We start from the raw sequence: 26,196 nt of genomic DNA, 5'->3' as shown, positions 1-26,196 counted from the left end.
GAATTACCTTTTAGTCAGGGTAAGCCTCAAGGCCTCGGGCAGAAATTAGGTTGTACACTCTAGGGAACGCCGATAGCGTTAGCGTATTGAATCTCACATTCGTTCCCGGTTATGGAGAAAATCAAATGAATACAAAGAGGCTCCTGAACGTGGCTCTTGAAGGCGTTGATACCCTGGGTTATCACCTCGAACAGATGGGTATTACGGACAAGCTGAATCGCCACAACATTGCCGCTTTTGCGATGGCTGAGCAAAAGCATCTTGAAGGCGAATGGGACAGCATCCAGGTACGTGTAAACCTTCGGCGCTCGCAGTTTGAGCAGGTTACCCAGAAGATTGAAACTCGCACAAATGCCCTGATTGCACCGGTTTTGTCGCAGGTAAACCGGTTCCGCCCAAGCCACTAAGCTCAGGTGTTACCGGCTTCCGTGGAGGGCTGGGTATCGCCGCCGGCCGAGTCAGCTGACTGCTCGGCATAGGTAGCCTTGATGCGCTTTCGTAACCGGGTAATAGCCGGCATGCGCACAGCAACTGTCAGACCTGGGGGCTGCTCCTGTTCGTAGGTGTCACTAAGCACAATTTCACCTTTATGGATCCCTGCCACGGCGCTCACCAGGCTGAGACCTAAACCGTTTCCGGGAAGAGAGCGGCTTTTACCAACGCGGTAGAAGCGCTGAAACACCTGGTCTTTCTCTTCATCTGGAACACCTATACCGCTATCCCTTACTTCGAAGACAGCCGTCTCACCCTCTGCACGAACAGCTACACCAATGGTGCCGTGCTCGGGGGTGTACTTGATCGCGTTATCAATCAGGTTACTGATCATCTGGAATAACAGATCCCTATCCCCCTCAATGGCAACACCTGCCTCAAGGGATTGCTCAAACACCTGCTCTTTATCTTCCGACAATGCCTCATAAAGCTCACATGCATCGGATACCAGCTCATCCAGTGATACCCGCCTCATATCTGAAGAGCTGCCCTTGGTCTCCAGGCGCGCGATGCGCAGTAGCGCGTTAAAGGTCGCCAGCAGTTGATCCGCTTCTGCAACAGCACGGCCGGCTTGCTCGCGCGCCTCGTCATTGTCGACGGACATCAGCGTATTCTCGAGCTGGTTCCTCAACCGTGTAAGGGGCGTGCGAAGATCGTGCGCAATACTGTCAGACACATGACGGATACCTTCCATCAGGTACACAATCCGGTCCAGCATCTGATTCAGGTTTTCTGCCAACTGGTCAAAATCATCCTCAGTGCCGCGAGTGGGTATGCGCAAAGAGAGGTGTCCATTCATTATTCGTCGCGAGGTGGTGTTGATGATTTCGATCCGACGGGTTGTACTTCGGCTCATTAAAAACCCGCCGAGCAACGCCAGCGCAAGGGTTATCCCCATGCCCCAGTTGATGGCTGTTTCAATAACCCGCTTGAGCGAGGTGAGTTCGTCAACATCTCTGCCAACAAGCAGCCTTAAACCACCCTGAACTTCGAAAATACGGGCACGGGCAAGGCGCTCGGGGCCAGTCCAGTCTACAGCCGAACTGAGAGTAAAGTTTATCCAACCGCTTTCCGAGCGCGACCCCTCTGGCCAGGTCTCGATATTACCGGCCAACTTGAGGAAGTCTTCGGTGGTCAGAAGATAGATAGTTTTGGCATTGGGGTCGCGTGCCACCCGCTCGCGAATAATCGTGATCAGGCCATTTACCCCTCGCCCCCGGTACTGTTCCGCCAGGCCGGCGATTTCCGCTTCGATGGTTTCGTCGGTCTGAGCGGTCATAAAACCCGCTGTACGCCAGTATATAAAGGCCAGTAATAAAAATACTGAGGTGGCAAACACCACCATGTACAGCAGGGCGAGCTGAAAGGACGATGTCCTGAGCTGGCTAAGCAGTTTCACGGAGCATGTATCCGGCACCACGTATGGTTTGCAGTAAGGGTGTTTCGAACTCCTTGTCGATTTTTGCACGAAGACGACTGATGTGTACGTCGATTACGTTGGTTTGGGGGTCAAAATGATAGTCCCAGACTTTTTCCAGCAGCATGGTCCGGGTAACCACCTGGCCGGCGTTGCGCATCAGATATTCCAGCAACCGGAATTCACGGGGCTGAACATCAATATTCTGGCCAGAGCGCTTTACCGTTCGGGCCAACAGGTCCATCTCAAGGTCGGCTACCCGCAGCACCGTTTCGGTTTCTGCAGATTGGCGGTTCCGGCGCACCAGGGATTCGATCCGGGCGAGCAGTTCGGTAAAGGAGAAAGGTTTGGTTAGATAGTCATCACCGCCGCCCCGCAGCCCTTCGACGCGGTCGTCCACATCACCCAGGGTGCTCAGAATCAATACTGGCACCTGATTTCCCGTGGCACGAACCGTTTTAATAATAGACAACCCATCCATGCCTGGAAGCATACGGTCAACAATCATGATGTCGTACTCTTCGCTGGCAGCCATCATCATGCCATCTTTACCGTCGGCCGCATGATCAACTACGAAGTCTGACTCTTTCAGCCCTTTGACAAGATAGTTTGCAACGTCCTGATCGTCCTCGATTACCAGTGCTTTCACCGGATCCCCTCCCAATAACGGATTACATTAACAACAGAGTACGAATAACTCGCCACACCGACCAGTTACCATCTTGTAAGAGGGTGTCGCAAACAGCGACGGTCAGCCATAAACGAAAACGCCACCAACCTGAACGGTGGTGGCGTTTGGAGACTTCCCTGCCTGCTTCTTGTCAGGCAGTTTCTGCCATCTGAGAGCGGATTTTCTTCATTGCATTCTTTTCCAGCTGACGAATCCGCTCAGCAGAGATGTCATATTTGTCAGCCAACTGGTGCAGGGTCGCTTTGCTTTCAGACAACCAGCGCGCGCGCAGTATATCCTGGCTGCGCTCATCCAGCGTTTCCAGAGCTTGCATCAGAAGGCCATTGGAGCTTTCCGTCCAGTTGGCATTTTCCAGCTGAACAGCCGGGTCGTTGCGATGATCTTCGAGATAATACGCCGGTGCCTTGTAGGCGGTGTCGTCGTCATCATCCATCGGGCCATCAAAGGCAGAATCATGAGAGGACAGACGCCCTTCCATCTCCCGCACAACCCTGGGCTCAACGCCCAAATCTTCTGCCACAGCGTTAAGCTCGTCGTGGCTCAGCCACGCCAGTTTTTTCTTCTGGCTACGCAAATTAAAGAACAGTTTGCGCTGAGACTTGGTGGTTGCCACTTTCACTATGCGCCAGTTGCGCAAAATGAACTCGTGAATCTCCGCCTTGATCCAGTGCACCGCAAACGACACCAGCCGCACACCGTATTCGGGGTTAAAGCGCTTGACGGCCTTCATCAGGCCGACGTTACCCTCTTGAATCAGGTCAGCCTGCGCCAGACCATAACCTGAATAACTACGGGCAATATGAATAACAAAACGCAGGTGAGATAACACCAGCTGGCGGGCTGCGTCTACGTTTTCTTCGTAGTGAAGGCGCTCGGCCAATTCCCGCTCCTCATCCACGGTCAACACCGGAATGCGGCTTGCAGCCTGTATATAAGCCTCAAGATTGGCGCCCGGAACCAGTTTTTCAATGAGCTGTAAACTCGTACCCATGCTTTAACCTCCGAACTCAGCAGCCGTTTAATATAACGGATAAGGTTTAGACTGCCAAGAACCTGTAAAGTTCCTCAAATTTCCCGATTAAACGTTTTAAATCAACAAAGTGGGAAATTCGCCCCTGACCTTTTCTTTATGAGAAGCTAACTTGAAAACAACCAGACCTTCAATACGGTTTTACCGCAACATGGATCATCAGCTGCCGGCAATTTCTCCCGGCTCAATATCATTCAAGTGGCGCTTGACCGCAACCCAAGCGCCCAGCCAGCCTAACAGCATGGCGACAATAATCAATGCAAAAGCACCGTCAAAACTCAACCCGTTGAGCGAAAAGTCACTTCGATACAAGCCGGCAAGGCGCTCTACCGGGCCGCTTAACCAAAACAATGAAAGCTGCAACAATACCCAGGCAACCACCCCGCCGCCCAGGCCAAACCACGCTCCTGTGTACAAAAACGGCCGACGTACAAAGTCATCGGTCCCTCCCACTAGCTTGGCCACCAAAATTTCGTCACGACGGCTTTCAATCGACAACCTTACTGTGTTGCCAATAACCAGCACTACAGCCGCAGCCAAGAGAATTGCCAGCGCCCAAACGGCGCGCGCCAGCAAGTCGGTCATGGCATTGAGGCGCTGCAGCCAGCCAAGATCTACCTGAACCCGTTCGACGCTATCCATACCTTCAATAAAGGTGACCAACGCCGCAACACCTTCTGCGGACCGGGCACTCTCTTCCGGAGTGATCAGCAGTGTATGGGGAAGAGGATTTTCTTCCAGGTAATCCAAGGCATCGTCCAGACCTGAAGAAGCGCGAAACTCCACCAGTGCCCGATCACGGTCAATCAACTCCAGCCCCGTTACGCGACCATCGGCTTTGATTTCATCGGCTAATTCACGAGTCTGCTCAAGGCTGGCGCCCAATTCCATGTAAGCGGTCACCCTGGCACTACTTTCCCAGCCGGCACTCACGCCCTCAAGGCTGGTTAGCAGCAGTAATAGTGCAACGGGCAATGCCAGAGCAACACCCATCACTGTCCAGGTCATCAGGCTGGCCACAGGCGTTCGCCACAAGCGGCCGGCACTGTCGCGGGCAACTTTTCGGTGATGAATGAAGTAGGACTCAGCCTGTTCGCGCCAAGGTGACCGGGCCACTTTAGCGCCCCGGGCAGGATCCGGTTTACGGGTTCTGGGGGATGGATCAGCGGGCACGAGCGCCTCCCGTCAAAGGCGTACCACCGGCAATTAAATTGCCGTGATCCAGAGTCAGTGTGCGCCGATCCATGTCGTTAATCAGTGCAAGATCGTGACTGGCAATGAGCACAGTGACACCCACCTGACTGAACTGGGCAAACAGGTTCATGATGTCAGCAGACAGTTCAGGGTCGAGGTTGCCCGTAGGCTCATCCGCCAACAGTAGCGGCGGCTTGTTTACTACCGCCCGGGCAATACCCACCCGCTGCTGCTCACCGCCAGAGAGCTGCAGCGGATTCATTTTTTCTTTTTTTAGCAGGCCAACCTTGTCCAACGCTGCGCGAACTCGTCGCCCCACGTCACGGGGAGAGGCGCCCATGACTTCCAGCGGCATGGCAATATTATCGAAAACAGTTCGATCAAAAAGCAATTGGTGGTTTTGAAACACTACGCCGACGTGCCGGCGAATATAAGGAATCTGACGCCTTGGCAGGCTATTGAGAACCTGACCACCGACAATGACTTCGCCAGCACTGGGGCGCTCCATTACCATCACAAGCTTCAGCAACGTACTTTTACCCGCACCGGAATGTCCTGTGAGAAATGCCAACTCACCACGGCCCATATGAAAATTCACCTGGCGCAGTGCAGTGTGGTCACTGTCATATCGTTTGGTAACCTGACGAAACTCGATCATGACGGGCGACAGCTCCACAATGCCGGATTATTCAGCAAACAACGCATCCACAAAGGTTTCAGCATCAAAGGTACGCAAATCATCAACCTGTTCGCCAACCCCGATAAATCGGATGGGAAGCTGCAACTGTCGGGCAATCGCGAACACAATACCGCCTTTGGCTGTACCATCCAGTTTCGTTAAGGTTATGCCGCTTACGCCTACTGCCTGCTGGAATACCTGCGCCTGGTTCAGAGCGTTTTGCCCCGTGCCCGCATCCAGAACCAACATAACCTCGTGGGGCGCGGTATCGTCCAGTTTTTTCATTACCCGGACTACTTTTTCCAGCTCACTCATAAGGTTATCTTTATTCTGCAACCTGCCTGCAGTATCAGCAATCACCACATCAATACCGCGGGACTTGCCCGACTGGATGGCATCGAAGATCACAGACGCACTGTCGGCCCCTGTGTGCTGAGCCACAACCGGTACATTATTACGGTCGCCCCAGACTTGCAGTTGTTCCACCGCAGCAGCCCGAAACGTATCACCAGCTGCCAGCATGACCGATTTGCCTTCGCTCTGGAATTTTTTGGTCAGCTTGCCGATGGTGGTGGTTTTGCCCACGCCGTTTACACCAACCATCAAGATCACGTAGGGCTCTGCTTTTGTATCAATGGCCAGGGGCCTGGTGGCCTCTTTAAGCAGACCGCGCAATTCTTCACGCAGGGCGTTGCGCAACGCCTCGCCATCTTTGAGCTGATTGCGCTCAAGTTTGCTGGTAAGTGACTCTATGATTTCCGTCGTGGCGGTTACGCCCACATCCGCCATCAGCAGTGTGGTTTCAATTTCCTCCAGCAAGTCTTCGTCAATTTTTTTGCCGACTGAGAATAGGTCCGCCATGCCGCCGGTCAAGCTTGCACGGGTTTTGCCGAGGCCCTGCTTGATGCGTTCAAACACACTGACCTGCGGCTCTGGCTCTGGCTCGGGCTCGGGCTCGGGCTCGGGTACAGGTTCCGGCACGACTTCCGGCTCGGAAACCGCGGCAGTTTCCGCTGGTTCTGGCTCAGGGGCCGCATCTCTTTCAACCGGCGTCGCGGGTGCGGGACCTTCTACAGCCTCTGGCTTGCGCTGGGGCACGGGCCTGGGTCGCGGCACGCGGCGGCGGTTGCTGGCAAGATCCAGTACAAACACGAGTAAAAGAAGGGCCATAAGGCCAATTGAAATCCACTCTGCCATCATAAAGTCGTACCATCAGTGTAAATGGGCGGGACAAATAAAACGCACATTCTAGCAGACTGTTCGCGGGAAGTGAGGATGACGTGAGTTATCATGACGGGCCTGGTTTCAGCTAAGATACGCCTCGTACAGCAAATCTAACCCCCCTCCGGAGCCAACCCTATGCCGCGCAAAAAGCCCACAGGTTCCCGCCGTTCATACAAGCCAGCCAAGGGCGCGACCAGGGGAGCGAGCCACAGCCAGGGAACCTCCGGTGAGCTACGCATTATAGGCGGTGACTGGCGTAGCCGAAAACTGCGTTTTCCTGATGCAGGCGGCGTACGCCCCACCCCGGCCCGCACGCGGGAGACCCTGTTTAACTGGCTTTCATTTCAGTTGGCGGGAAGCGACTGTCTTGACCTGTTTTCCGGCTCCGGCGCACTGGGCCTGGAAGCGCTTTCCAGAGGCGCGGCCCATGCTACGCTTGTGGATAACAGCGCTGAGCTGACAACCGCACTGCGGGGCAACCTCCGACTGCTTGGCGCCGAATCCGGCACCGTCGTGTGCACTGATGCAGATGCCTATCTCAGCCAACCGGCGCCACAGCCGTTCGATCTTGTCTTCATGGACCCGCCGTTTCGTCAGGGTTGGCTTGCCAGGCTGTTTCCGTTGCTGGACACACAAGGCTGGATAAAACCTGGCGGCTGGATCTACGTCGAGCATGAAAGTGAGGTAGCAGCACCGGCTACCCCAGCCAACTGGCAACTGCACCGCCAGAAAACCTCGGGGCAGGTCACCTACTGCCTGTACAGGGTGGTGCACATGGGTGCCGACGAAAACGCCAGCGAAGCAATCTGAAAAAAGTAAGACAAAAACCCGTGCGAGCGGGCTTTTGTAAAACAGGTGCGGACTGTAACTGACTCAGGCCGCAGGGCGTAGTGAGTAGGCTCGTAAATGGGCCGCAAACTCTTCCAGGTAACGAATGCCACTAGCCTCTGCCTCTTTGCACCATTCCATCAGAGCTTGCAGTTTATCGTGGGGCTTAAGCCCACGCTGGCGCCAAAGGGCCTGCAGTTCGTGGCTTTTCTCGTAAATTTGGCGCAATACGGCATTACTTTCTAAAGCCGATTCCAGCGTTTCTTTTTCCCGTGGCTTTATCAGGGTGACTTCCCGTGAAAGAAGCTGTTTGAGTTTACGATAGCGGGGGCGGATTTCATCGTCCATCAGATTTTTTTGTTGGCGCAAAACCGGTTCAGTTACCCGTTTACGGTACTGGCGCATGATATCAAAGCGATTATTGGCGATAGCCTGGACAGTTTCCACATCCACTTCCTGTTTGCCCGGCACGTAATGGGCAATTGGGCGATACCCTTTAGGTTTAGCCAGCCCGAACAACTGAAACAAGCGAATGTATCCCCAGCCGATGTCCACCTCGTACCAGCGACGCGAGAGCTTGGATGAGTTTGGATAGGTGTGGTGGTTGTTGTGCAGTTCTTCACCGCCAATCAGCACTCCCAGAGGGGAAATATTGCGGGCGTTGTCAGCACACTCGAAGTTCCGGTACCCCATCCAGTGGCCAACACCGTTCACCACACCGGCGGCCCAGAAGGGAATCCAGACCATTTGAATAGCCCAAATCCAGATGCCATGCACACCAAACAGTGCCAGATTAATAGCCGCAAGCAACATGACGCCCATTACCCTGTGGCGGCTGTATACTTTGCGCTCTACCCAATCTTCCGGCGTGCGTTGCCCGTATCGCTCCAGGTTCTCGGCAGTGGCGGCCGAGGCATAAAGCTCTGCCCCCTGAAAAAGTACCTTCTTGATACCCAGCACCACCGGGCTGTGCGGATCCTCTTCGGTTTCACACTTGGCATGGTGCTTACGATGGATCGCCGTCCATTCTTTGGTATTCTGAGCGGTAGTCAGCCACAACCAGAAACGGAAAAAATGCTTCAATACAGGATGCAGATCCAGTGAGTTGTGAGCCGAATGACGATGAAGGTAGAGAGTTACACTAACGATGGTGATGTGGGTCATACCCAGCGTAACCAGAATGAGCGCCATCACAGACAGGTCAAGTAGACCGTTAAACCACATAGCTGTTCCTCAAATCAGAATCCATGGCGGTCGTAAAGCGCCAGCAATCATACTTTAGCGTACAGGTGTTAGCCACAACAACAGGCCATGTAAGCAAATTTGTTACGGTTCACATTTACTGGGCACTATGCACCACAAACTTAACTGGAGATCGGCCAAGTGCCCGAATTACCCGAGGTTGAAACAACACGACGAGGCGTTGCGCCATACTGCGAAGGGCAAACCGTTACCCAGGTAAGAGTGCGTAACGGCAACCTGCGTTGGCCAGTGCCCGAGGATTTGGCGGCACGCATGGAAGGCCAAATCATCCGAACCGTAGACCGGCGCGCAAAATACCTGTTTCTGAACCTGGATCATGGCACCGCCATTATTCATCTGGGCATGTCGGGCAGCCTTCGTATCATTGCCGACGGTGCGCCAGAGCAAAAACACGACCACATAGACCTGACACTGGATTCGGGCGTTATTTTGCGCTTTAACGACCCCCGGCGATTTGGCTGCTGGTTGTGGTCTGACGCTGCAGCCCTGCACCCGCTCATTGCTAACCTGGGCCCGGAACCTTTGTCACAGGACTTCAACGGCCGAATGCTGTTCCAGTTATCACGACATAAAAGCACCCCCGTAAAATCCTTTATTATGAACAACCATGTCGTCGTCGGCGTAGGCAACATCTACGCCAACGAAGCCCTGTTCAAGGCAGGCATTCACCCCAGGCGCAAAGCCGGTCGGATAAGCCTGGATCGCTACAAACGGCTTGCAGAGGCTATTCGTGAAACCCTGAGTGCTGCCATTTTAATGGGCGGCACCACTCTGCGGGACTTCGTAAACAGCGATGGCAAGCCTGGCTATTTCGCCCAGTCTCTTCTGGTATATGGCCAGGCTGGCGCACCTTGCCCGGAGTGCCAAACACCGCTGAAAGAGGTTCGCATGAGCGGTCGATCCACCGTGTACTGCGGTCAATGTCAACGATAACCCTCTATGCGCATCAACCAAACCGCACCAAAATCCATGGATATGCACAATTCGAAACGAAAAGTCGTTTGAAAATACGCAGATATGATTCATAGTTAACAGAGGATTAATACCCGGACATTACAATGAGGTTCGATCTTCCCGATGCGAACCTGATTCCGGCTGAGCGCAGCCAGGTACTTAACGGGGCCCCAAAAGTTCAGGAGACAAATAATGACCCGCAAGATTTCACACACTCTGGTAGCCACTTTGGCGGCCTGTTTACTGGCTTTTTCGTCCGCAGGGCATGCGCGCGCCATTGATGAAAGCCCCTCTGCACTGGCTATGGCAGGTGATGCGGTATTTGTTCGCCCAGCGCTACTGGCAACCACCATTGTGGGGAGCGCCGTATATCTGGTATCCCTACCCTTCTCACTGCTCGGCGGCAACGCGGGCGAAGCAGGTGAAACACTGGTAGTCGGGCCTGCAAAGGCAACGTTTGTGCGCTGCCTGGGCTGTACCAAGTCCGGTCGCAAACCAGAGACCGTCAAGCAGTCCGGAAACTGACTTCGGACAACCATATTCCCGGCCCGATATCCGTAATACTCCGGCTTGCCTCGGGCCGGAATCTGCGGCAGCCTGACGAAAACTCTTCAGGCTGCCCTTATTTATGATCAACTGGACAACCCTCGAAACCGTGTTTCTGGACATGGACGGAACACTGCTTGACCTGCATTTCGACAATCACTTCTGGCTGGAACACCTACCCCGGCGCTACGCCGAGCAGCACGGCCTGCCGCCTGATGAAGCCAAAAACAAACTGATCAACATGATTATGGCCGAAAGAGGCACGCTTAACTGGTATTGCACCGACTACTGGAGCGACCGGTTAACCATGGATATCACAGGCCTGAAATCCGAAATCGGCGACCGCATCGGCTATCGCCCCCATGTATCGGACTTTCTCCAGGCGCTCAAGGAAACCGGCTTACAATCGGTAATCGTAACCAACTGTCATCCAGACCCCCTGGAACTTAAATTGCAACGCACCGGCCTGGACAACTTTGTAGATGGCGTTGTTTCCAGTCACCAGTTGGGCAAACCCAAGGAAGACCCGGGGTTCTGGAAGGATCTGCACCAGCTCACCCCGTACAAGGCTGCCGCGACGCTGCTGGTGGATGACAGCTTCCCTGTGCTCGAAAGTGCCATGTCTGCCGGAATAGCTCAGTGCCTGGGCATTCTCGCACCCGACAGCAAGCAAACCGCCCGACAAGCTCACCCCGGAATACCCTGCGTGCATCACTTTGATGAACTACTGACCTCCATACGTCAACAAAGGCCCCTGCCATCTGCAAGCTGAGGGCGTTATAATCCACGTATACGCCCACAAGTGAGGAGACATGGCGGCACCCACATCGGACAACGCAAAGGTAAGGCTTGATAAGTGGCTTTGGGCGGCACGTTTTTACAAAACACGCTCCCTTGCCAAAGAAGCGGTTGAAGGTGGCAAGGTTCACTACAACAGCCAGCGCTGCAAGCCCGGCCGAGTGGTTCAGCTGGGCGCAACACTCACGTTGCGCCTGGGCTGGCAAGAAAAAGTTATCATTGTTGATGATATCAGCGAGCGCCGACGTGGCGCGCCCGAGGCCCAGAAGCTTTACCATGAGACGGAAGACAGCGTAAAAAAGCGGGAGGATCTTTCGTGGCAGCGTAAAACCATGCAAGCCGCGCAATTACCGCCTGCCAGACGGCCTTCCAAAAAAGATCGCCGCGACATTCAACGATTCCGTGATCAGAACGGTATCTGAGTCAATCGCCCCAGCCGCCACCCACCGATACCAGAACCGAATTTTCAGGAGAACCAGCATGGCATCCCGGGACCAGTTCCAGCGTTTTATATTTGAACACAGCCAGGTGCGTGGAGCCTGGGTGCAACTTGACGAAAGCTATCGGGAAATAGCCAGCCAGGCTCCCTACCCCGAATCCATTCGCGGCTTGCTGGGCGAAGCGCTTGTCGCAAGCATTGTGATGAGTAGTAGCCTGAAATTTGAAGGCACCCTATCCATTCAGGCCCAGGGCGGAGGCCCCTTACGAACGCTGATGGCGGAATGCAGCCACGATCGGAACATTCGCGGTCTGGCACGATTTGACGAGCACGCAGTCAGTGAAGACAGTTTTCACAACCTGCTGGGGGACGGGCGCATGGCGATTACCATCACGCCCAATCAAGGCAACCGCTATCAGGGGGTTGTTCCCCGGGAGCGCGACAGCCTCGCAGGCTGCCTTGAAGAATACTTCGAGCGCTCGGAACAAATTCCCACCAGCCTGTTTCTGTTTGCCAATGAAAGCGGAGCCGCCGGTCTGATGCTGCAACGCCTGCCTGGGGCTACCGAACAAGACGATGAACTTTGGGAAAGGGTGAATCATTTAGCGCAAACAGTGAAGGCCAGCGAACTGCTGGAACTGGATAGTGAAACCTTGCTGCATCGCCTGTTCCATGAAGAAACTGTGCGCCTGTTTGACGCCGAAGCGGTTGCGTTTCAGTGCAGCTGTTCCAGGGAAAGAACCCTTGGCGCGCTGGAAAGCATCGGCAAGGAAGAATGCTACAGCATTCTGGAGGAACAGGGTGCCATTGAAATGGATTGCCAGTTTTGTCACGCACACTATCGTTTTAATAAGAATGATATTGATCAGCTTTTCTCTGGCCATACGCTACACTAGAGCTGGTAATAGATTAGCCGGGAAACCTGCGATGGCGCGGCTTCCGGCACAGTCGTTTTTTGTTGGCGCCTCTGGCATAATAGCGCGCCTGAATTGATCCGATTGTTCAGTTTTCCGCCAATGTTCGGGGGCGGTCTGGGCAGTCACGAAGATATCCCGAGGGCGAGGTCGAAGTGAGCAACACTTATAATGATCTGAGTACAGCACAGCTGGTAGAGCAGGCATTGGCGCGTAACGAAGGCCAACTGGCTTCCAATGGTTCACTGGTGGTCAAAACCGGTGAGCGTACCGGCCGATCCCCGATGGATCGCTTTATCGTCGAGGAGCCAAGCACCGCCGACGATATTCACTGGGGACCCATCAACCGCCCAATCGACGGTGATAAATTTGACGCCCTTTGGGATCGCGTAGAAGCCTACCTTGCTGAACAAGACAGCTTCGTTTCGCTGGTACACGTCGGCTCCGATCCCGAGCATTATCTGCCAGTCAAAATGACCACTGAGACCGCCTGGCAGAACCTGTTTGGCCGCAATCTGTTCATTCGCCCGGAACACTATAACCAGGCTGACAAACAGGAATGGCAAATTCTGAACGCTGCCAACTTCGAGTGTGTTCCAGAGCGCGATGGCACCAACAGCGATGGCTGCGTAATGATTAACTTTGCTCGCCGCAAAGTCCTTCTCGCTGGCATGAGCTACGCCGGTGAAATGAAAAAAGCCATGTTCTCGGTACAGAACTTTCTGCTGCCGGAAAAAGACGTATTACCGATGCACTGTTCTGCCAACGTAGGCGAAGACGGCGAGACCTGCCTGTTCTTCGGCCTCTCCGGCACAGGCAAAACCACCCTGTCTGCAGACCCACACCGATTTTTGATTGGTGACGACGAGCACGGCTGGGGCCCTGGCACTGTGTTCAATATTGAAGGCGGGTGCTATGCCAAGTGCATCGATCTGAGCAAGAAGAATGAACCCATCATTTGGGATGCCATCCGTTTCGGCGCTATTGTTGAGAACGTCACCATAGACCCGGAGAATCGTGAGCCGGATTACACCGACGTTTCCCTCACCGAAAACTCTCGCTGCGCCTACCCGCTAGAGCATGTGGAAAAGCGCGTACTTGAAAACCGCGCCGGCGAGCCCTCTCACGTGGTGTTTCTGACGTGTGACATGACTGGCGTATTACCTCCTGTTTCCATTCTGAGCCGTGAAGGAGCTGCGTATCACTTCCTGAGTGGTTACACCGCACTGGTTGGCTCTACAGAAATGGGATCGTCATCCAAACTCAAGTCTACCTTCTCTACCTGTTTTGGTGCGCCATTCTTCCCGCGTCCGGCAGGCGTGTACGCCGAACTTCTGATGAAGCGTATTGATGAGTACGGCAGCAAAGTCTTCCTGGTTAATACAGGCTGGACCGGCGGCTCTTACGGCGAAGGTACACGCTTCAGCATCCCCACGACTCGCGCCATTATCAGTGGCATTCAAAACGGCGATCTGGACGACGTTGAAACCGAACACCTGCCTACTCTCAATGTGAGCGTTCCAAAGCAGGTGCCGGGTGTTGATGCTGGCCTACTAAACCCGCGTAACACCTGGGCCAGCACAGAGGCTTACGATAAAAAAGCAGCAGAACTGATTAGTCAGTTTGTGGAAAACTTCAAGAAATTTGATGTTTCCGATGCCATCGCAGAGGCAGGTCCGAAACTCTGAGTCGCACTGTTTGAAAAAAGCGCCCTGCGAAAGCACGGCGCTTTTTTTGTAACAATGCCAAAAACTTCGATCCTCTTCCGGAGCCCGCTGTTCGCCGCCTGTCCTATGGCTTTTGCCACTCTGGTATAAATTGCCGAATCGCCCGCCCTGGCTTTTAGGTCTATGCTTGTTCAACAGCCGTGCACACAAAGCGCCAGACAACCTGGCTCTGCGGGCCGGCGTTTTGAGGGGGCCAGCGTGGGTGACAACGCAGATGTGACCGTTTTTTACGATGAGCGGGTTCTTGCTCATTACCCGGACACCAATGTCGATTTCCTGCCGGGTCGGCTGGACAAACGGGTTCGCGAAATCCTGTCAGGCCTGAACGTGCAATGGAAGTACCCGGAGCACCCCGGCCGGCTGACTGCAATCATGGAGCAGTTGGCCAAAGAGCCTATTCCCGGCGTGCGGATTGCGTCAGGACAAAAGGCAACTCGAAAACAGCTGGCGCGGGTTCACACCACGTCCTACCTGGATCATATTTTTACGTTCCGCCGCAAAAGTGCGTGGCTGGATGTGGATACCACAGCTGTCTCACCCGGCAGTGTTGAGGCCGCGGAAGTTGCCGCCGGAACAGCCATTGCTGCCGTTGAAACGGTTGTAAAAGGCGATAGCCGAAGCGCCTTTGCGGTTGTCCGCCCGCCGGGACATCACGCCGAGCCAACCCGGGCTCGGGGCTTTTGCCTGTTCAACAATGTCGCCGTGGCTGCCGCCCATGCCCAGGCCGAACTAGGGTGCGAGCGGGTGCTGATTATTGACTGGGACGCCCACCACGGCAACGGTACTCAGGATATTTTCTGGGCAGACCCGGATGTGCTGTTTTTTGATATGCACCGGGCGTCGCCCTTTTATCCGGGTAGTGGTGCACTGGCAGACATAGGTGCCGGGCTGGGGGAAGGTACGATCGTGAATGTACCCATGGCAGGCGGCGCCGGTGACGTAGCCTATCTGAAAGCTATGCGGGAAATTCTGATACCCGCTGCGGATTTCTTCAAACCCGACCTGATTCTGGTTTCTGCGGGCTTTGACGCACACTCGTTTGATCTGGCCCTGAACGTAACGTACGAAGGCTTTGCAGCGATGACCAAAGTACTCCAGGAGATTGCGGATAAGCACTGCCACGGCCGCTTGGCCATGGTGCTTGAAGGTGGCTACAACACGGAATCCTTATCCAAGAGCGTGCACGCTGTACTAGGCGCTTTAGCCGGCGCGCAGCCGCCAGAACCTAAGGTATGCGGTATAGAGGAAGTCGATGCTGCCATAGACTTCCACAAAGACGCCTTCAAACCAGAATAGTGTCGTTCAGGCGTAGAATAACAGTGGTGCAAACGCCACCAACACCAATGAAATTCCCATAGCGATAAGAGGCATAATAATGCGCTCATGGCGTTCATAGAAGGTGCCGGTTTCCTGCTGAGCAGCCTGCACCTCGGCTTCGCCCACCACTTGCCGTGTGAGCAGATGGTTTAGAGCCACCGGCGGACTCAAATAGCCCAGTTCAAAAGCCACCAGAGTCACCATCCAGAAATGGATTGGATGAATACCGCTGGAATAGGCAATGGTTGCGACGGTTGCGGTCACAAGAATGACCGCACCGAATGCGTCCATAATCATCCCGAGAACCACCAGAATCACCACCATTAATGCCATGGCCGACCAGACACTATCGAACGACTGGGGGAAGGCCTGCATGATCTCAGAGCGCTCAATCACCCCACCAATGCTCACCGACAGGCCCAATAGCAGCAACAGTGCGCCAATCTCTGCCGTGGTATCGTTAGTAGCGCCACGTACACTTCGCTCCAGCCCCTGGTGATTCGCCTTGCCAGCCCCATGGCCCTTCCGTTTTTTAAAACGGATATGTTCGTATAACAGCATGGACATCATGATGACCGGCAACAAACGCGGCGCCGAAAACTCATCCATGCGCACGTCCAGCGCGTAGCGATAAAGCAATACAACGCCCAGGATCACCAGGATATAAGGAATCAATGATCGACAGGCTTGAAGGGTCGCTGGCAAGGCTTCGGAAGCCGGCGCCAGATTGAACTTGCCCTGTCGGTTTACGGTGAGCGCAACCACGGTGAACATAAGTGCGGTGAGCACAAACACCCAGATGCCCCAACCAAACAGCTCGTCGGTGGTCACTTCACGATTAAGATAGGCGATCACAACCACCAACAGACAGGGATGCAACACAACACCCAGGGAGCCCGACATGGCAGTGGCTGCCAGTGCCAGTTGCCGGCGCGCACCCGCTTCACGTAGCTCGCTGTAAATAACGGCGCCGGCGGCAATGACAAAAATGCCTGACGCACCTGTGTAAGCCGTTGGAACTGCGGCCACCAGCACGGCAACCACGGCCAGCATTTCCGGGGGCATTCGCCAGGGGCGAAATAAATTGAACACCAGCGTGGCAAGGCGGGTTTGCTTAAGCATCATGCCCACCCAGACATACAGGCCTACGTTAAGGAACATATCCGCCAGTTCCATCATTTTACCCAGATAGATACCAATACCCGATGCGTGGCCAATCAGAGCAAAATAGGTCCCGGAAATAAGGCACATTACTGTGTACAGGGGCACCGCAAGGAAAGCCTTGTTCAAACTCCCGCCAGGTGCCAGATCTGACGGCACGCGAATCAGCCGGTAGAGGCTGGCCAGCGTGAGACACGCAAACCCGCTGATCCAGAAATTATGGAGCAACAGGTCTTCCGACGGGATCGTGGTGTCTGCGCCCAAACTGGACTGACGAAAGATCAGGCTGGACCCTAACAGCATAGCGTTGGCCACAGTCTGGAGCGTGAGGGACACGGTGTAGTCCAAACGGGTCTCCATGGCCCGCATGGCGATATGATGGCGGGTAAGCGTTGCAGTGATGGCACACAGCATCACCAGTAACACCAGAATATATCGCTGGGAGCCTAGTCCAAAAGCGATAAAGTCGGCAATAAACAACTCGACCGCCCGATAGGCTTTAACGCCCGGCGTTAGCTTATTTTGCAGGCCTTCATAGCTTTGATGGGCGGCTTTACAATCCGCGACAGAGCGCTCAACCGCAAGCCGCACATCTGCGGGATTTTTTTCCTGAGCGCCCAACAGTGCAGCCATAGGATCGTCATCCGCGGGCCCCTGAGCCAGCTCGTCCGCTACCGCGGCTTCAACATCCCGCTCTGGATTGCAGGTTGGTGCAACTGGATCCATTCGCAGCTTGTAATAGCCGCTCCAGAGCTGTTCGCCGCCCCGCAGCATTTGGTTATGAATATCGCTGCTTGTGGAGAAAAGAACCACAGACAACAACAGCAAGCATGCTGGCAGGGAAGAAAACCACTCCAGGCCGCTACGACGAAAACCACCCTTGAACATAACGAGTCACTCTGGAACATTGACGGATTACAGCAGACCATCCAGATTCATGGTCTCGACTTCTTCCTTCTGGTCGTCCCAGAAAGTACCGAGCTGGCCCAGCGGAGTGCGGTGACCGGTATTCTCTACCCACAGTCGATCAGAGATGGCGACGATCATATTGGTCGCCATGGCGTCAACAAACGCCCAGTCCTCATCGGCAGAGCGCATATCGAGCGAGTCTGCGTGCTGACGAACGACCGCTTTTACCTGTGCGTCATCGCCCTGGTTGGTTGCCGCAATGGCATGGAAGACATGGCTCAATCGAACACCCGCCTCTTCACCTTGACGGTCCGCCACAGCCAATCGCTCAAAGGCATTTTCACCCTCTGGCAGTGCGCCGGGCATCATCGACCACACAGTCGCCTTAAGCGCCATAGGCGCGCCCCACCACTTATCATTGTCTAAACAGCTAGCGGCTCTGGTCACAATCGATCCGACGTTCTTGGGAACACCCACAGATGAGGTAGACCGGATTTCTGAATTAAGCGCCTGCAAGCCGGAAAGCAGGCCTGCAAGATAGATGAACTCGTCCATATCGTCGTCAAAACCGGGGCATTCACCAGACCCTGGTTCACCGTAAAAGGCATTAAGGTGCTGCCAGGACTTGAAGTACCGCTTGGCGGCCAGTGCGTAAGCTCGCTTCTGGCGGATCATGGCGTCTTCCGCCGCGTTACCGTTGCCTTCATACAAGGCTGCCAGTGCCGCCAGCTCATGTTCGCGGCCTTGCTCTTCGGCGCAACCACCCGCGGAAAGATATAGCATTACGGCCAGTTGGTCCGGCTCGTCGGTCACGCGACCAAAAGACATAAGCAGCGGCGCTGTCGCTTCACTCATGGCGCAACCCATAGCCAGATCACCTGTGCTCATCAGGTAGGGTATGGTGTGTTCACGGGAAAACCCCTGCATCACATCACCGGTGGTTTTATACATCATGTGGTTCAAGGCGCCACAACCGGACAAAATAGCGCTAAGGGCCAGCGTCGCAATAACACTCTTGAGGCGAACGACTGAAGCTGCCAACCCGCTGTTGACACACCACCAGCGAAGACTGCCACGGGAAGACAGGCGTTGAAACAGAACGTCCGTATGTATCATTTTTTGTACCTTCTAACGTTTTGTATTGTTGTTTTCATTTGCATTCAGCCGCCCGTGGGTTGCACAAAGCGCCGGCAGAGACTATATATTCAGGCAACAACAAGAAGGAATGCCCGATGCGCAAACCTGAACTCGCGGCGGCTATCGCCAAACGTACCGGCCTCACTCGCGAAAAAGCCAGCGAAGTGATTACCGCTGTTACGGATCAGATCTCCGCTGCTGCAGCGCGGGGCGAAGACACTACTTTAATCGGTTTTGGCACTTTTTCTGTTCGCACCCGCGAAGAGCGGGATGGCAGAAACCCGCAAACCGGCGCTTCCATTCGTATTCCTGCCAGCAAAACCGTTGGTTTCAAAGCAGGCAAAGCACTCAAAGATACCTTCCGCCAGGTATGACCCCTGGCTCGTCACGCCCCTGAAACCTGAAAAGACCCGCTTTTAAAGGCGGGCCTTTTCATACTTGGGGCAGTATCAGTGACCAGCGACAGACGCGCACTCTGAGCGCGCAGCATCTACGCGACAGCGAATAGCCTTCATAAGCTTGATCGCCCGCTCGTCATAAACCCCATCCTCGAGAAGTGACAACCGCACTTTACGCAACATTTTGTCGTACTCGGCTGTGTCCTCTTGCGGCAGGGTCATCCAAACGCTTTCCGGCACTTCGGCTTCCGCCTCCGCTATAATTTCGTATGCTTGATCCAGGCGTTTAATGGCTTCATCTCTGATCATTTGACCCACAGATTCCGGGAACCGATCGCGGTGGATAATCACCTGAAAATTCATATAAGCCAGGGCGTACTTGAGCACGGCCCCGTCTGGCTGAACGCCTTTGTAGAGCTCCAGCGGCGTATAGGCCACGGCAGGTGCATAGGCGAGATCGACACTGCCATTGTTAAACTTGCCGGCAAAATTGGCCGAGTTGGAACCCACCACCGATGCCCCCACGTGGCGAACCATACGCACGGAGGCCTCATCGTAGTCGAGCGTCGCAATACGCTTGCCCTGCAACTTCTCAACAGAATCAATACGGCGATCACGGGTGTGCAGGTATATTGCTCCCCCGGGGAATACACCCGCCACCTCATAAGGGCCTTCGGTCAGCAGTGGGCGGGCGTTGGGTTGGCTGAGGGTGTTGTAAAGAAGGCGCATTTCTTCTTCGCCGGGTACCGCGCCCATGGCCTCCAGGCTGCCGGTGAACTTGTTGAACTCCCGTGCACGGGTACCGGTAAGCAACACCGCATCACACTGGCCTGCCTTGAAATCTTCAGCGGCGACCTTTTCGTCGGTGTAGGCGCTCAAGCTAAGCTTAATACCGCTTTTTAACGCAACGGGCTGAAATGTTTTGGTGACGGCAAACAGAGGCCCGTTAGCTCCGACCGGATCGAACACGCAAAAACGCCGTTCAAGAAATTCATCGCTGGCCTCGGCGTCTGTCTGGGCTTGCGCCAGTGAGGGGAATGCCAGGCTGGCGCACAGAGCGGCAGCCAACGCCACCCGTTGCCGGAAGGTTACTGATTTCACGGGATGACTCCTGAAGCTTTGTTATCTGGCCACGTGCTTTTTATTTTACCGGCCGGGCCACGTATTGTTGTGCCAACGGTATGTCAGCAGCCACAAGAATACGTTGGCACAGGTGCCCTGCTTCAAGCGTTTTTAAGCAAAATGCGGAATTATGTGATGGCGTCGACAGAGATTGGCGTACCTCTGCCGCATTTTTAGTGGCGTTTAGACTTCAGGACTGGCCCAGGCCTCCCTGCCCTCGACCAACGTAAGCCGCACGACACCTGGTAAGGATTCGTCCAGCACCGGGGCATGATGGCCCGCCGAGATCAGAGTCTGGCTGCCTGGTATCCAGTGCGCACCAGGATCAAACACGCACAAATCGGCGATATCGTCTTTTTTGGCCGACGCGGACCGCCCGATCACCGATGCCGGGCCGGTCGTAAGCGCGCGAGTCAGCTCAACGAGTGTTAACTCACCCCGTTTTACCAATCCAAGGCCCAGCGAAAGCACGCTCTCTATACTGGAAAGACCTGGCTCGGTGTCGGGTAGAGGCGCCTGCTTAGCGGCACTTTCGTGGGGAAGGTGCTGGCTTACGATGGCATCAATCACGCCGTCACGAACGCCGGCTACCAATGCCTTACGATCGGCCTCCGAGCGCAGGGGCGGGCGCAGGTGAAAACGGCTATCAAAGCCTGACAGTGCGTCTTCGGTAAAAACCAGCTGGTGCATAGCCACATCGGCCGTCACAGCAATGCCCCGCCGGCGGGCGTCAGCAACCATTTCAACACTGCGACCGCAGGAAAGCTGGCTCAGGTGCAATCGCACACCGGTTTCTTCGGCCAGCAGCAGCATTTCCATAACGGAGGCAGTTTCCGCCACCTCGGGAATCCCCAACAGGCCCAGGCGAGCGGTGACCAGACCATCATGGGCATAACCATCTGCCGCCAGAGACTGGTTTTCAGGGCGCAACATAACAGTCAGGCCAAATGTATGGGCGTATGCCATGCAGCGGCGTAACACCCTGGCACTGTGCACCCCGCGAGAGCCATTGCCTACGGCTATACAACCGGCTGCGGCAAGCCCTGCCATATCACTCAGCATCTCGCCAGCCAGGCCACGGGTCACCGCACCTACGGGCAATACACGGATAGGTGAGTTTGCTTCTGCACCATCCCGAATCAGCTGGGTAACGGCCCGGGAATCATTAACCGGAGACGTTTCCGGCGACACACAAACAGCCGTATAGCCTCCCCGGGCGGCAGCCCGGGTTTCTGATGCAATATTACCTTTCAGGGCATTGCCCGGTTCCCGCAGGTTGCAATACAGATCTACAAATCCCGGAGCAATGACACAGTCTTTGGCATCAAACGTTTGTGTAGCATCGGCTTTTTCAGCGGCTTCCCCTGTGGCGGCAACGCGCCCATTACAGATCAACAGAGCCCGATTGGGTGATTCGCCACTATGGCCATCCAACAGCCGGCCACCGATAATTTTCAGACTGGCGCCGGAGGATCGTTCGCTGCCACTCATACCAGGCCTCTTTCGGTCTGCTTGATCATTTTTTGCTGGCGCTCTGCGAGCTGCCCTCCCATAGCCATGGACATCACCGCCATGCGGATAGCAATGCCATTGGTTACCTGGCTCAGGATGACCGATTGCGGACCATCCGCCACCGCAGATTCTATTTCGACGCCACGATTAATCGGGCCCGGGTGCATCACAATGCAGTTCGGGTTCGCCAGCGCCAGCTTTTCCTGGCTCAGCCCGTAAAGCCGATAAAACTCCCGTTCGCTGGGTAGCAATGCGCCCTCCATGCGCTCATTTTGCAGGCGCAGCATGATTACCACATCCAGATCTTTCATGCCTTTGGCCATATCGTACTCTACGGTGCAGCCCAGGCTTTCCACATCTTTGGGCAGCAGAGTTCCGGGGGCCACAACCCGTATCTCTTCGGCACCCAGCTCATTGAGGGCGCGGATTTGTGAGCGCGCCACCCGTGAGTGCAGAATATCACCCACAATGGCCACTTTCAGGCCTGCAAACCCGCCTTTGTGCTGACGAATCGTCAGCATATCCAGCATAGCCTGGGTAGGGTGAGCGTGGCGGCCATCGCCCGCATTGATAATAGCCACTCCGGGGGTCACGCTTTCAGCAATAAAATGCGGCGCACCGCTTTGGGCATGGCGCACCACAAACATATCGCTGGCCATGGCTTCCAGGTTCAGGAGAGTGTCTGATAAAGACTCACCTTTTGAGGTAGCTGAGGTGTTTATATCCAGATTAAGCACATCCGCAGAGAGCCGTTTGGCCGCAAGTTCAAACGTGCTGCGAGTGCGGGTGCTGGGCTCAAAAAACAGATTAACCACTGTACGCCCCCGCAGCAGGGGGACTTTTTTGATGGTTCGCTCACCCACTTCGATAAAGGAATCTGCGGTATCAAGAATATCGGTCAGCAGTTCCCGACCCAGGCCATCGAGAGTGAGAAAGTGCCGCAACTGGCCATCCCGGGTGAGCTGCAAATGATTGGGGGTAGCTGCGTTTGCGGTCATGGTTTGCCTATTGGGGTGCGAAAATTTACTGTCCGGTTTGCTGAATTTCGATTCTGAGTGGGTCCGGGCCGCGGAGTTTTACGCGCTGCTGTGCCCCAAGCACCAGTGACTGTCCTGCTACATCTGGCTGAATCGGCAGTTCGCGGGCACCCAGGTCGATCAACGTGGCGAGTATGATACTGGCTGGGCGGCCATAATCGAACAACTCATTCATCGCGGCACGTATGGTACGGCCACTCATGATAACGTCGTCTATCAGGATAATATCCCGCCCTTCGGTATCAAAAGGCAGCCTTGACGGCGTTACCCTGGGGTTCAGGCCAATCCGGCTAAAGTCGTCCCGGTAAAATGAAATATCCAGTTCACCAAACGGCTCCTCAATGCCCAGGCGCTTGCCAAGGATATCGGCCACCCAAATACCACCGGTTCGAATACCAATCAGGGCCGGTGACGTAATACCTCGCTGTTCAAGACACTTACGCAGCCCGGCTTCCAGCTCATCCAGCAGCTGGTCTATATGACGCAATGCGCTCATTACACCCTCGCTTTTTATTCTGTTTGCAGCCGACACCAGGTTTCCAGGATCAGCACCGCAGCACGATCATCTACGCCATGGCGACCAAAATCCCGGCTGCCACCTGCCGCCATCACTTCGCCCTTGGCTTCATAGCTGGTCAGACGCTCATCAACCATTTCTATCGGCACATGAAAGCGCCCATGCAGGCGCTTACCAAATTTACGGGCACGGCCACACATGTCGTTTTCGCTGTCATCCATATTCAGGGGCAAGCCAACCAGCACAAGATCTGGCTGCCACTCTACCAGCAACTTTTCGAGCAGGCCCCAGTCTGGTGCTCCATTGTCAGCGGATATCATGGCCAGAGGCCGGCCGGTGCCAAGCATTTCCTGGCCGGTGGCCACGCCGATACGGCGCAGGCCGAAATCAAAGGCCAGAAGGCTGCGGCGGCCGGCTTCACGCATGCCCCACCGCCTCACTGAGCTGAGTAAGGTCTATACCAATTAATTTCAGAACGGCCTTGTAGCGATCCGCCCAGGGCGTTCTGAACAAAATATCTGTGCTTGCCGGGCAGGTTAGCCAGGCATTACTGCCCAGCTCTTCTTCCAGTTGCCCACCACCCCAGCCTGAATACCCCAAAGCCATCAAAAACTCTTCGGGGCCCTCGTTATGGCCAATACCGGCGAGGATGTCACGGGAGGTGGTCAACATGACACCGTCAGCTACCTTGGCGGTGTTCTGCCAACCCGTGCCCGGCGAGTGCAGAACAAAGCCACGCTCCTGCTCAACCGGGCCACCACTATACACAGGCAGATCCAGTTCACCGCCCTGCAGATCCAGTTGCTCCAGAATTTCACCAAGATGAATGTCCAGTGGCTGGTTGATCGTCAACCCGAGAGCCCCCTCTTCCGAGTGCTCACAAAGATAGATAACGGCGCCGTGAAACCGCGGGTCGGCCAGGTAAGGCGAAGCCACCAGCAAATGGTGCCTGAGACTGTGAGGAGAATGTTTCGATGCCGTCATCCGGATGTCAGCCCCCTTTGCTGGAAGGACCAGGTACGTATGATTTCCAGCTCGTCTACGTTTTTCCGCATTTCGTCAGGAAACGGCGAAAATGGCGCCGCCATTCTCACAATACGAATCGCTGCGTCGTCAAGCAAGGTGCTTCCGGACGATTGCAAAATGGCTACTTCCTTGATTGTGCCATCTTTCTTCATGGACACCAGCATACGCAAGGTGCCATATACGCCGGCACGACGAGCTTCAGTAGGGTAATTGATATTACCAACCCGCGTAACCTTGCTGATCCAGTTCTGCACATACCAGGCGTTGCTGGACTTCAGTGTCGAGGCGGCAGTTACCCGCATTACCCGAGGCTTGCGCGCGTATGCCTGCTGCTGGGCATCGAAGCGAGCTTCAAGGCTGGCAATTTCCAGGCTACGCTCCATCAGGCTTTTCTTTTCTTTTACCGGTAAAGGTTCTTCTTCGGGTTTAACCTGCTGCTCTGGCTGTGAAACCTGCCGGTTTGAGGGTTTTTCAGTCTGTACTACCGCCTGTTCCTGACGGCGAACCGGCTCGGTTTGTGCCTTTGGCTCTGGCTGTACCTGAGCCACCTCTGGCTGATTCATCCAGGAAGGCTTCGGCGTGGTCATTTCCCGGGGTTCATCCTCGGAGCCACTGCCCTGCTGGTTAGTCTGGGCCAGAAAGTCTGCCTTTTCCGGCGCCTGCTCATCATCAAATTGCGACAGGGTAATTTCCATGGTTTGCGCAGAAGAGCGCGGCGACTCGGGCGCAAAGGTAATTCCCAGCACCACCACCGCATGCACCGCAAAGGCCATGAACAGAGTGAAGGAAAACCGGTCGAAGTCGCTTACCTGTGCTGCCATTACTGCATTCGTTCCTGTCGTTGGCTATAGCCCATCATTCCCCCGTCAGCCCCGGCCCAATCGCTTTGCGACCGCGTCCATAAGCAGGGCTGAAATATTTATTCCAAAGGCGTCATCCAACTCCCGGATACAGGTTGGGCTGGTTACATTAATTTCAGTCAGGTAGTCACCAATCACATCGAGGCCGACGAACATCAGGCCCTTTTCCTTGATTATCGGCGCAACTCGAGCGCAAATTTCACGGTCGCGTGCGGTGAGCTCACGGCCTTCACCCCGGCCACCCGCCGCCAAATTACCGCGATTCTCGCCTTGCGAGGGGATACGCGCAAGAGAGTAAGGCACGGCCTCCCCTTCGATCAGCAAAATGCGCTTGTCACCGTCACTGATTTCCGGGATATACTTCTGCGCCATGGCCTGATGCGTGCCATAGTTCGTCAGGGTTTCAATAATGACGCCCAGATTGAAGTCGTTTTCCTTGATCCTGAAGATAGAGTGACCGCCCATACCATCCACGGGCTTCATGATTACGTCGCCGTGCTCAGCGTAGAACTCCCGAAATCGCTCGGCCGACCGGCTTACCAGCACCGGCGGTGTCAGATCCTCAAACTGGGTGGCAAACAGTTTCTCATTGCAGTCCCGCAGGGTTGCCGCAGGGTTAACCACCAAAGCACCCTGCTGCTCGGCAGATTCCAGAATATAGGTAGCGATCAGAAACTCGCGATCTACTGGCGGGTCTTTCCGCATCAAAATAACGTCGAGATCGCCCAGTGCACGATCCCTGGGTTCACCAAAGCTGTGCCAGTTGTCCGGGTCCATCTGCACCGTAAGGCTGCGTGTGCGCGCCATGGCTTTGCCACCTTCCATGTACAGGTCTGGCAACTCCATGTACTCAATGTCCCAACCGCGATTTTGGGCCGCCAGCAACATCGCCAACGAACTGTCTTTTTTGAAATGGATATCCTCAATTGGATCCATCACGATCCCGAGTCGAACTGTCATAGTGCCTCTTGCGTTCATTAGAGGTAAAAACACGAACCGGTCTG

At 55.0% G+C, this 26,196-nt stretch carries 27 protein-coding genes; 10 read left to right on the top strand and 17 right to left on the bottom strand.

The features are described from left to right. The first annotated feature begins 125 nt into the window (after positions 1–125). Positions 126–407 (top strand): hypothetical protein, encoded by a 282-nt coding sequence (locus tag ACTHYN_RS02335; protein WP_441810888.1) that lies wholly within the window; start codon positions 126–128, stop codon positions 405–407. Positions 408–409: 2 nt separating this feature from the next. Here the strand turns inward: ACTHYN_RS02335 and ACTHYN_RS02330 are convergent, their stop codons facing one another. From ACTHYN_RS02330 to ftsY, 6 genes are all read right to left on the bottom strand, one after another. Next, a complete protein-coding gene (locus ACTHYN_RS02330; protein ID WP_441810887.1) occupies positions 410–1,891 on the bottom strand; it encodes an ATP-binding protein in 1,482 nt (493 codons plus the stop codon). Beyond that, positions 1,878–2,558, bottom strand: a complete 681-nt coding sequence (locus ACTHYN_RS02325; protein WP_441810886.1) for a winged helix-turn-helix domain-containing protein — start codon at positions 2,556–2,558, stop codon at positions 1,878–1,880. Before ACTHYN_RS02325 ends, ACTHYN_RS02330 begins: the two co-directional genes overlap by 14 nt. A 172-nt stretch (positions 2,559–2,730) precedes the next feature. Continuing rightward, positions 2,731–3,591, bottom strand: coding sequence for an RNA polymerase sigma factor RpoH (gene rpoH / locus ACTHYN_RS02320; RefSeq protein ID WP_441810885.1), 861 nt, complete (start codon positions 3,589–3,591; stop codon positions 2,731–2,733). Positions 3,592–3,789: 198 nt separating this feature from the next. Next, the gene (gene ftsX / locus ACTHYN_RS02315; protein ID WP_441810884.1) at positions 3,790–4,803 is read right to left on the bottom strand and encodes a permease-like cell division protein FtsX; all 1,014 of its coding nucleotides are present in this window, start codon (positions 4,801–4,803) and stop codon (positions 3,790–3,792) included. Next, positions 4,793–5,482, bottom strand: coding sequence for a cell division ATP-binding protein FtsE (ftsE, locus tag ACTHYN_RS02310; RefSeq protein WP_441810883.1), 690 nt, complete (start codon positions 5,480–5,482; stop codon positions 4,793–4,795). The genes ftsX and ftsE overlap by 11 nt, the downstream gene beginning before the upstream one ends. Positions 5,483–5,509: 27 nt before the next feature. After that, on the bottom strand, positions 5,510–6,703 hold the full coding sequence (ftsY, locus tag ACTHYN_RS02305) for a signal recognition particle-docking protein FtsY (protein WP_441810882.1): 1,194 nt from the start codon (positions 6,701–6,703) through the stop codon (positions 5,510–5,512). Between the two features lie 159 nt (positions 6,704–6,862). Here ftsY and rsmD point away from each other — a divergent pair, with 159 nt between their 5' ends. After that, on the top strand, positions 6,863–7,537 hold the full coding sequence (rsmD, locus tag ACTHYN_RS02300; protein ID WP_441810881.1) for a 16S rRNA (guanine(966)-N(2))-methyltransferase RsmD: 675 nt from the start codon (positions 6,863–6,865) through the stop codon (positions 7,535–7,537). A gap of 63 nt (positions 7,538–7,600) precedes the next feature. On the opposite strand, the gene ACTHYN_RS02295 is transcribed toward rsmD, so the two are convergent. After that, positions 7,601–8,779 carry a DesA family fatty acid desaturase gene (locus ACTHYN_RS02295; protein WP_441810880.1) on the bottom strand — a complete coding sequence of 393 codons (1,179 nt, stop codon included), beginning with the start codon at positions 8,777–8,779 and terminating at the stop codon, positions 7,601–7,603. 159 nt (positions 8,780–8,938) lie between these two features. On the opposite strand from ACTHYN_RS02295, the gene mutM reads away from it, so the two are divergent. From mutM to ACTHYN_RS02260, 7 genes are all read left to right on the top strand, one after another. After that, on the top strand, positions 8,939–9,751 hold the full coding sequence (gene mutM / locus ACTHYN_RS02290; RefSeq protein ID WP_441810879.1) for a bifunctional DNA-formamidopyrimidine glycosylase/DNA-(apurinic or apyrimidinic site) lyase: 813 nt from the start codon (positions 8,939–8,941) through the stop codon (positions 9,749–9,751). A gap of 213 nt (positions 9,752–9,964) precedes the next feature. Continuing rightward, positions 9,965–10,297 (top strand): hypothetical protein, encoded by a 333-nt coding sequence (locus ACTHYN_RS02285; protein ID WP_441810878.1) that lies wholly within the window; start codon positions 9,965–9,967, stop codon positions 10,295–10,297. 103 nt (positions 10,298–10,400) lie between these two features. Beyond that, the gene (gene yrfG / locus ACTHYN_RS02280) at positions 10,401–11,090 is read left to right on the top strand and encodes a GMP/IMP nucleotidase (protein ID WP_441810877.1); all 690 of its coding nucleotides are present in this window, start codon (positions 10,401–10,403) and stop codon (positions 11,088–11,090) included. Between the two features lie 40 nt (positions 11,091–11,130). Then, positions 11,131–11,538, top strand: a complete 408-nt coding sequence (hslR, locus tag ACTHYN_RS02275) for a ribosome-associated heat shock protein Hsp15 (RefSeq protein ID WP_441810876.1) — start codon at positions 11,131–11,133, stop codon at positions 11,536–11,538. A 58-nt stretch (positions 11,539–11,596) separates the two neighbouring features. Next, the gene (gene hslO, locus ACTHYN_RS02270; protein WP_441810875.1) at positions 11,597–12,451 is read left to right on the top strand and encodes an Hsp33 family molecular chaperone HslO; all 855 of its coding nucleotides are present in this window, start codon (positions 11,597–11,599) and stop codon (positions 12,449–12,451) included. 173 nt (positions 12,452–12,624) lie between these two features. Beyond that, positions 12,625–14,157, top strand: a complete 1,533-nt coding sequence (locus ACTHYN_RS02265; protein WP_441810874.1) for a phosphoenolpyruvate carboxykinase — start codon at positions 12,625–12,627, stop codon at positions 14,155–14,157. 237 nt (positions 14,158–14,394) lie between these two features. Beyond that, positions 14,395–15,492 (top strand): histone deacetylase family protein, encoded by a 1,098-nt coding sequence (locus tag ACTHYN_RS02260; protein ID WP_441810873.1) that lies wholly within the window; start codon positions 14,395–14,397, stop codon positions 15,490–15,492. A 6-nt stretch (positions 15,493–15,498) separates the two neighbouring features. Here the strand turns inward: ACTHYN_RS02260 and ACTHYN_RS02255 are convergent, their stop codons facing one another. Further along, the gene (locus ACTHYN_RS02255; protein WP_441810872.1) at positions 15,499–17,562 is read right to left on the bottom strand and encodes a TRAP transporter large permease subunit; all 2,064 of its coding nucleotides are present in this window, start codon (positions 17,560–17,562) and stop codon (positions 15,499–15,501) included. Between the two features lie 27 nt (positions 17,563–17,589). Then, positions 17,590–18,699 (bottom strand): hypothetical protein, encoded by a 1,110-nt coding sequence (locus ACTHYN_RS02250; RefSeq protein WP_441810871.1) that lies wholly within the window; start codon positions 18,697–18,699, stop codon positions 17,590–17,592. A 116-nt stretch (positions 18,700–18,815) separates the two neighbouring features. Here ACTHYN_RS02250 and ACTHYN_RS02245 point away from each other — a divergent pair, with 116 nt between their 5' ends. After that, a complete protein-coding gene (locus ACTHYN_RS02245) occupies positions 18,816–19,094 on the top strand; it encodes an HU family DNA-binding protein (RefSeq protein ID WP_441810870.1) in 279 nt (92 codons plus the stop codon). 75 nt (positions 19,095–19,169) lie between these two features. On the opposite strand, the gene ACTHYN_RS02240 is transcribed toward ACTHYN_RS02245, so the two are convergent. The 8 genes from ACTHYN_RS02240 to gshB all read right to left on the bottom strand — a co-directional run bounded on the left by ACTHYN_RS02240 (position 19,170) and on the right by gshB (position 26,152). Further along, entirely contained in the window at positions 19,170–20,219 is a 1,050-nt protein-coding gene (locus tag ACTHYN_RS02240) for a putative solute-binding protein (protein WP_441810869.1), read from the bottom strand. Between the two features lie 204 nt (positions 20,220–20,423). After that, positions 20,424–21,731: a dihydroorotase gene (locus ACTHYN_RS02235; protein ID WP_441810868.1), complete on the bottom strand. Its 1,308-nt coding sequence runs from the start codon at positions 21,729–21,731 to the stop codon at positions 20,424–20,426. Continuing rightward, positions 21,728–22,750 carry an aspartate carbamoyltransferase catalytic subunit gene (locus tag ACTHYN_RS02230; protein WP_441810867.1) on the bottom strand — a complete coding sequence of 341 codons (1,023 nt, stop codon included), beginning with the start codon at positions 22,748–22,750 and terminating at the stop codon, positions 21,728–21,730. Before ACTHYN_RS02230 ends, ACTHYN_RS02235 begins: the two co-directional genes overlap by 4 nt. 25 nt (positions 22,751–22,775) lie before the next feature. Then, complete coding sequence (pyrR, locus tag ACTHYN_RS02225; RefSeq protein ID WP_441810866.1) at positions 22,776–23,285, bottom strand: bifunctional pyr operon transcriptional regulator/uracil phosphoribosyltransferase PyrR; 510 nt, start codon at positions 23,283–23,285, stop codon at positions 22,776–22,778. Positions 23,286–23,299: 14 nt separating this feature from the next. After that, complete coding sequence (gene ruvX / locus ACTHYN_RS02220) at positions 23,300–23,731, bottom strand: Holliday junction resolvase RuvX (RefSeq protein ID WP_441810865.1); 432 nt, start codon at positions 23,729–23,731, stop codon at positions 23,300–23,302. Next, positions 23,724–24,290, bottom strand: coding sequence for a YqgE/AlgH family protein (locus ACTHYN_RS02215; RefSeq protein WP_441810864.1), 567 nt, complete (start codon positions 24,288–24,290; stop codon positions 23,724–23,726). The genes ruvX and ACTHYN_RS02215 overlap by 8 nt, the downstream gene beginning before the upstream one ends. Continuing rightward, positions 24,287–25,153, bottom strand: coding sequence for a TonB family protein (locus ACTHYN_RS02210; protein ID WP_441810863.1), 867 nt, complete (start codon positions 25,151–25,153; stop codon positions 24,287–24,289). Before ACTHYN_RS02210 ends, ACTHYN_RS02215 begins: the two co-directional genes overlap by 4 nt. A 45-nt stretch (positions 25,154–25,198) precedes the next feature. Beyond that, the gene (gene gshB, locus ACTHYN_RS02205; RefSeq protein ID WP_441810862.1) at positions 25,199–26,152 is read right to left on the bottom strand and encodes a glutathione synthase; all 954 of its coding nucleotides are present in this window, start codon (positions 26,150–26,152) and stop codon (positions 25,199–25,201) included. Between the last annotated feature and the right edge of the window lie 44 nt (positions 26,153–26,196).

The organism is Marinobacter sp. (genome assembly GCF_052091845.1).
Lineage (GTDB): Bacteria > Pseudomonadota > Gammaproteobacteria > Pseudomonadales > Oleiphilaceae > Marinobacter.
Note: the sequence above shows the minus strand (reverse complement) of the source record. Positions and strands in the feature narration are given on the sequence as shown.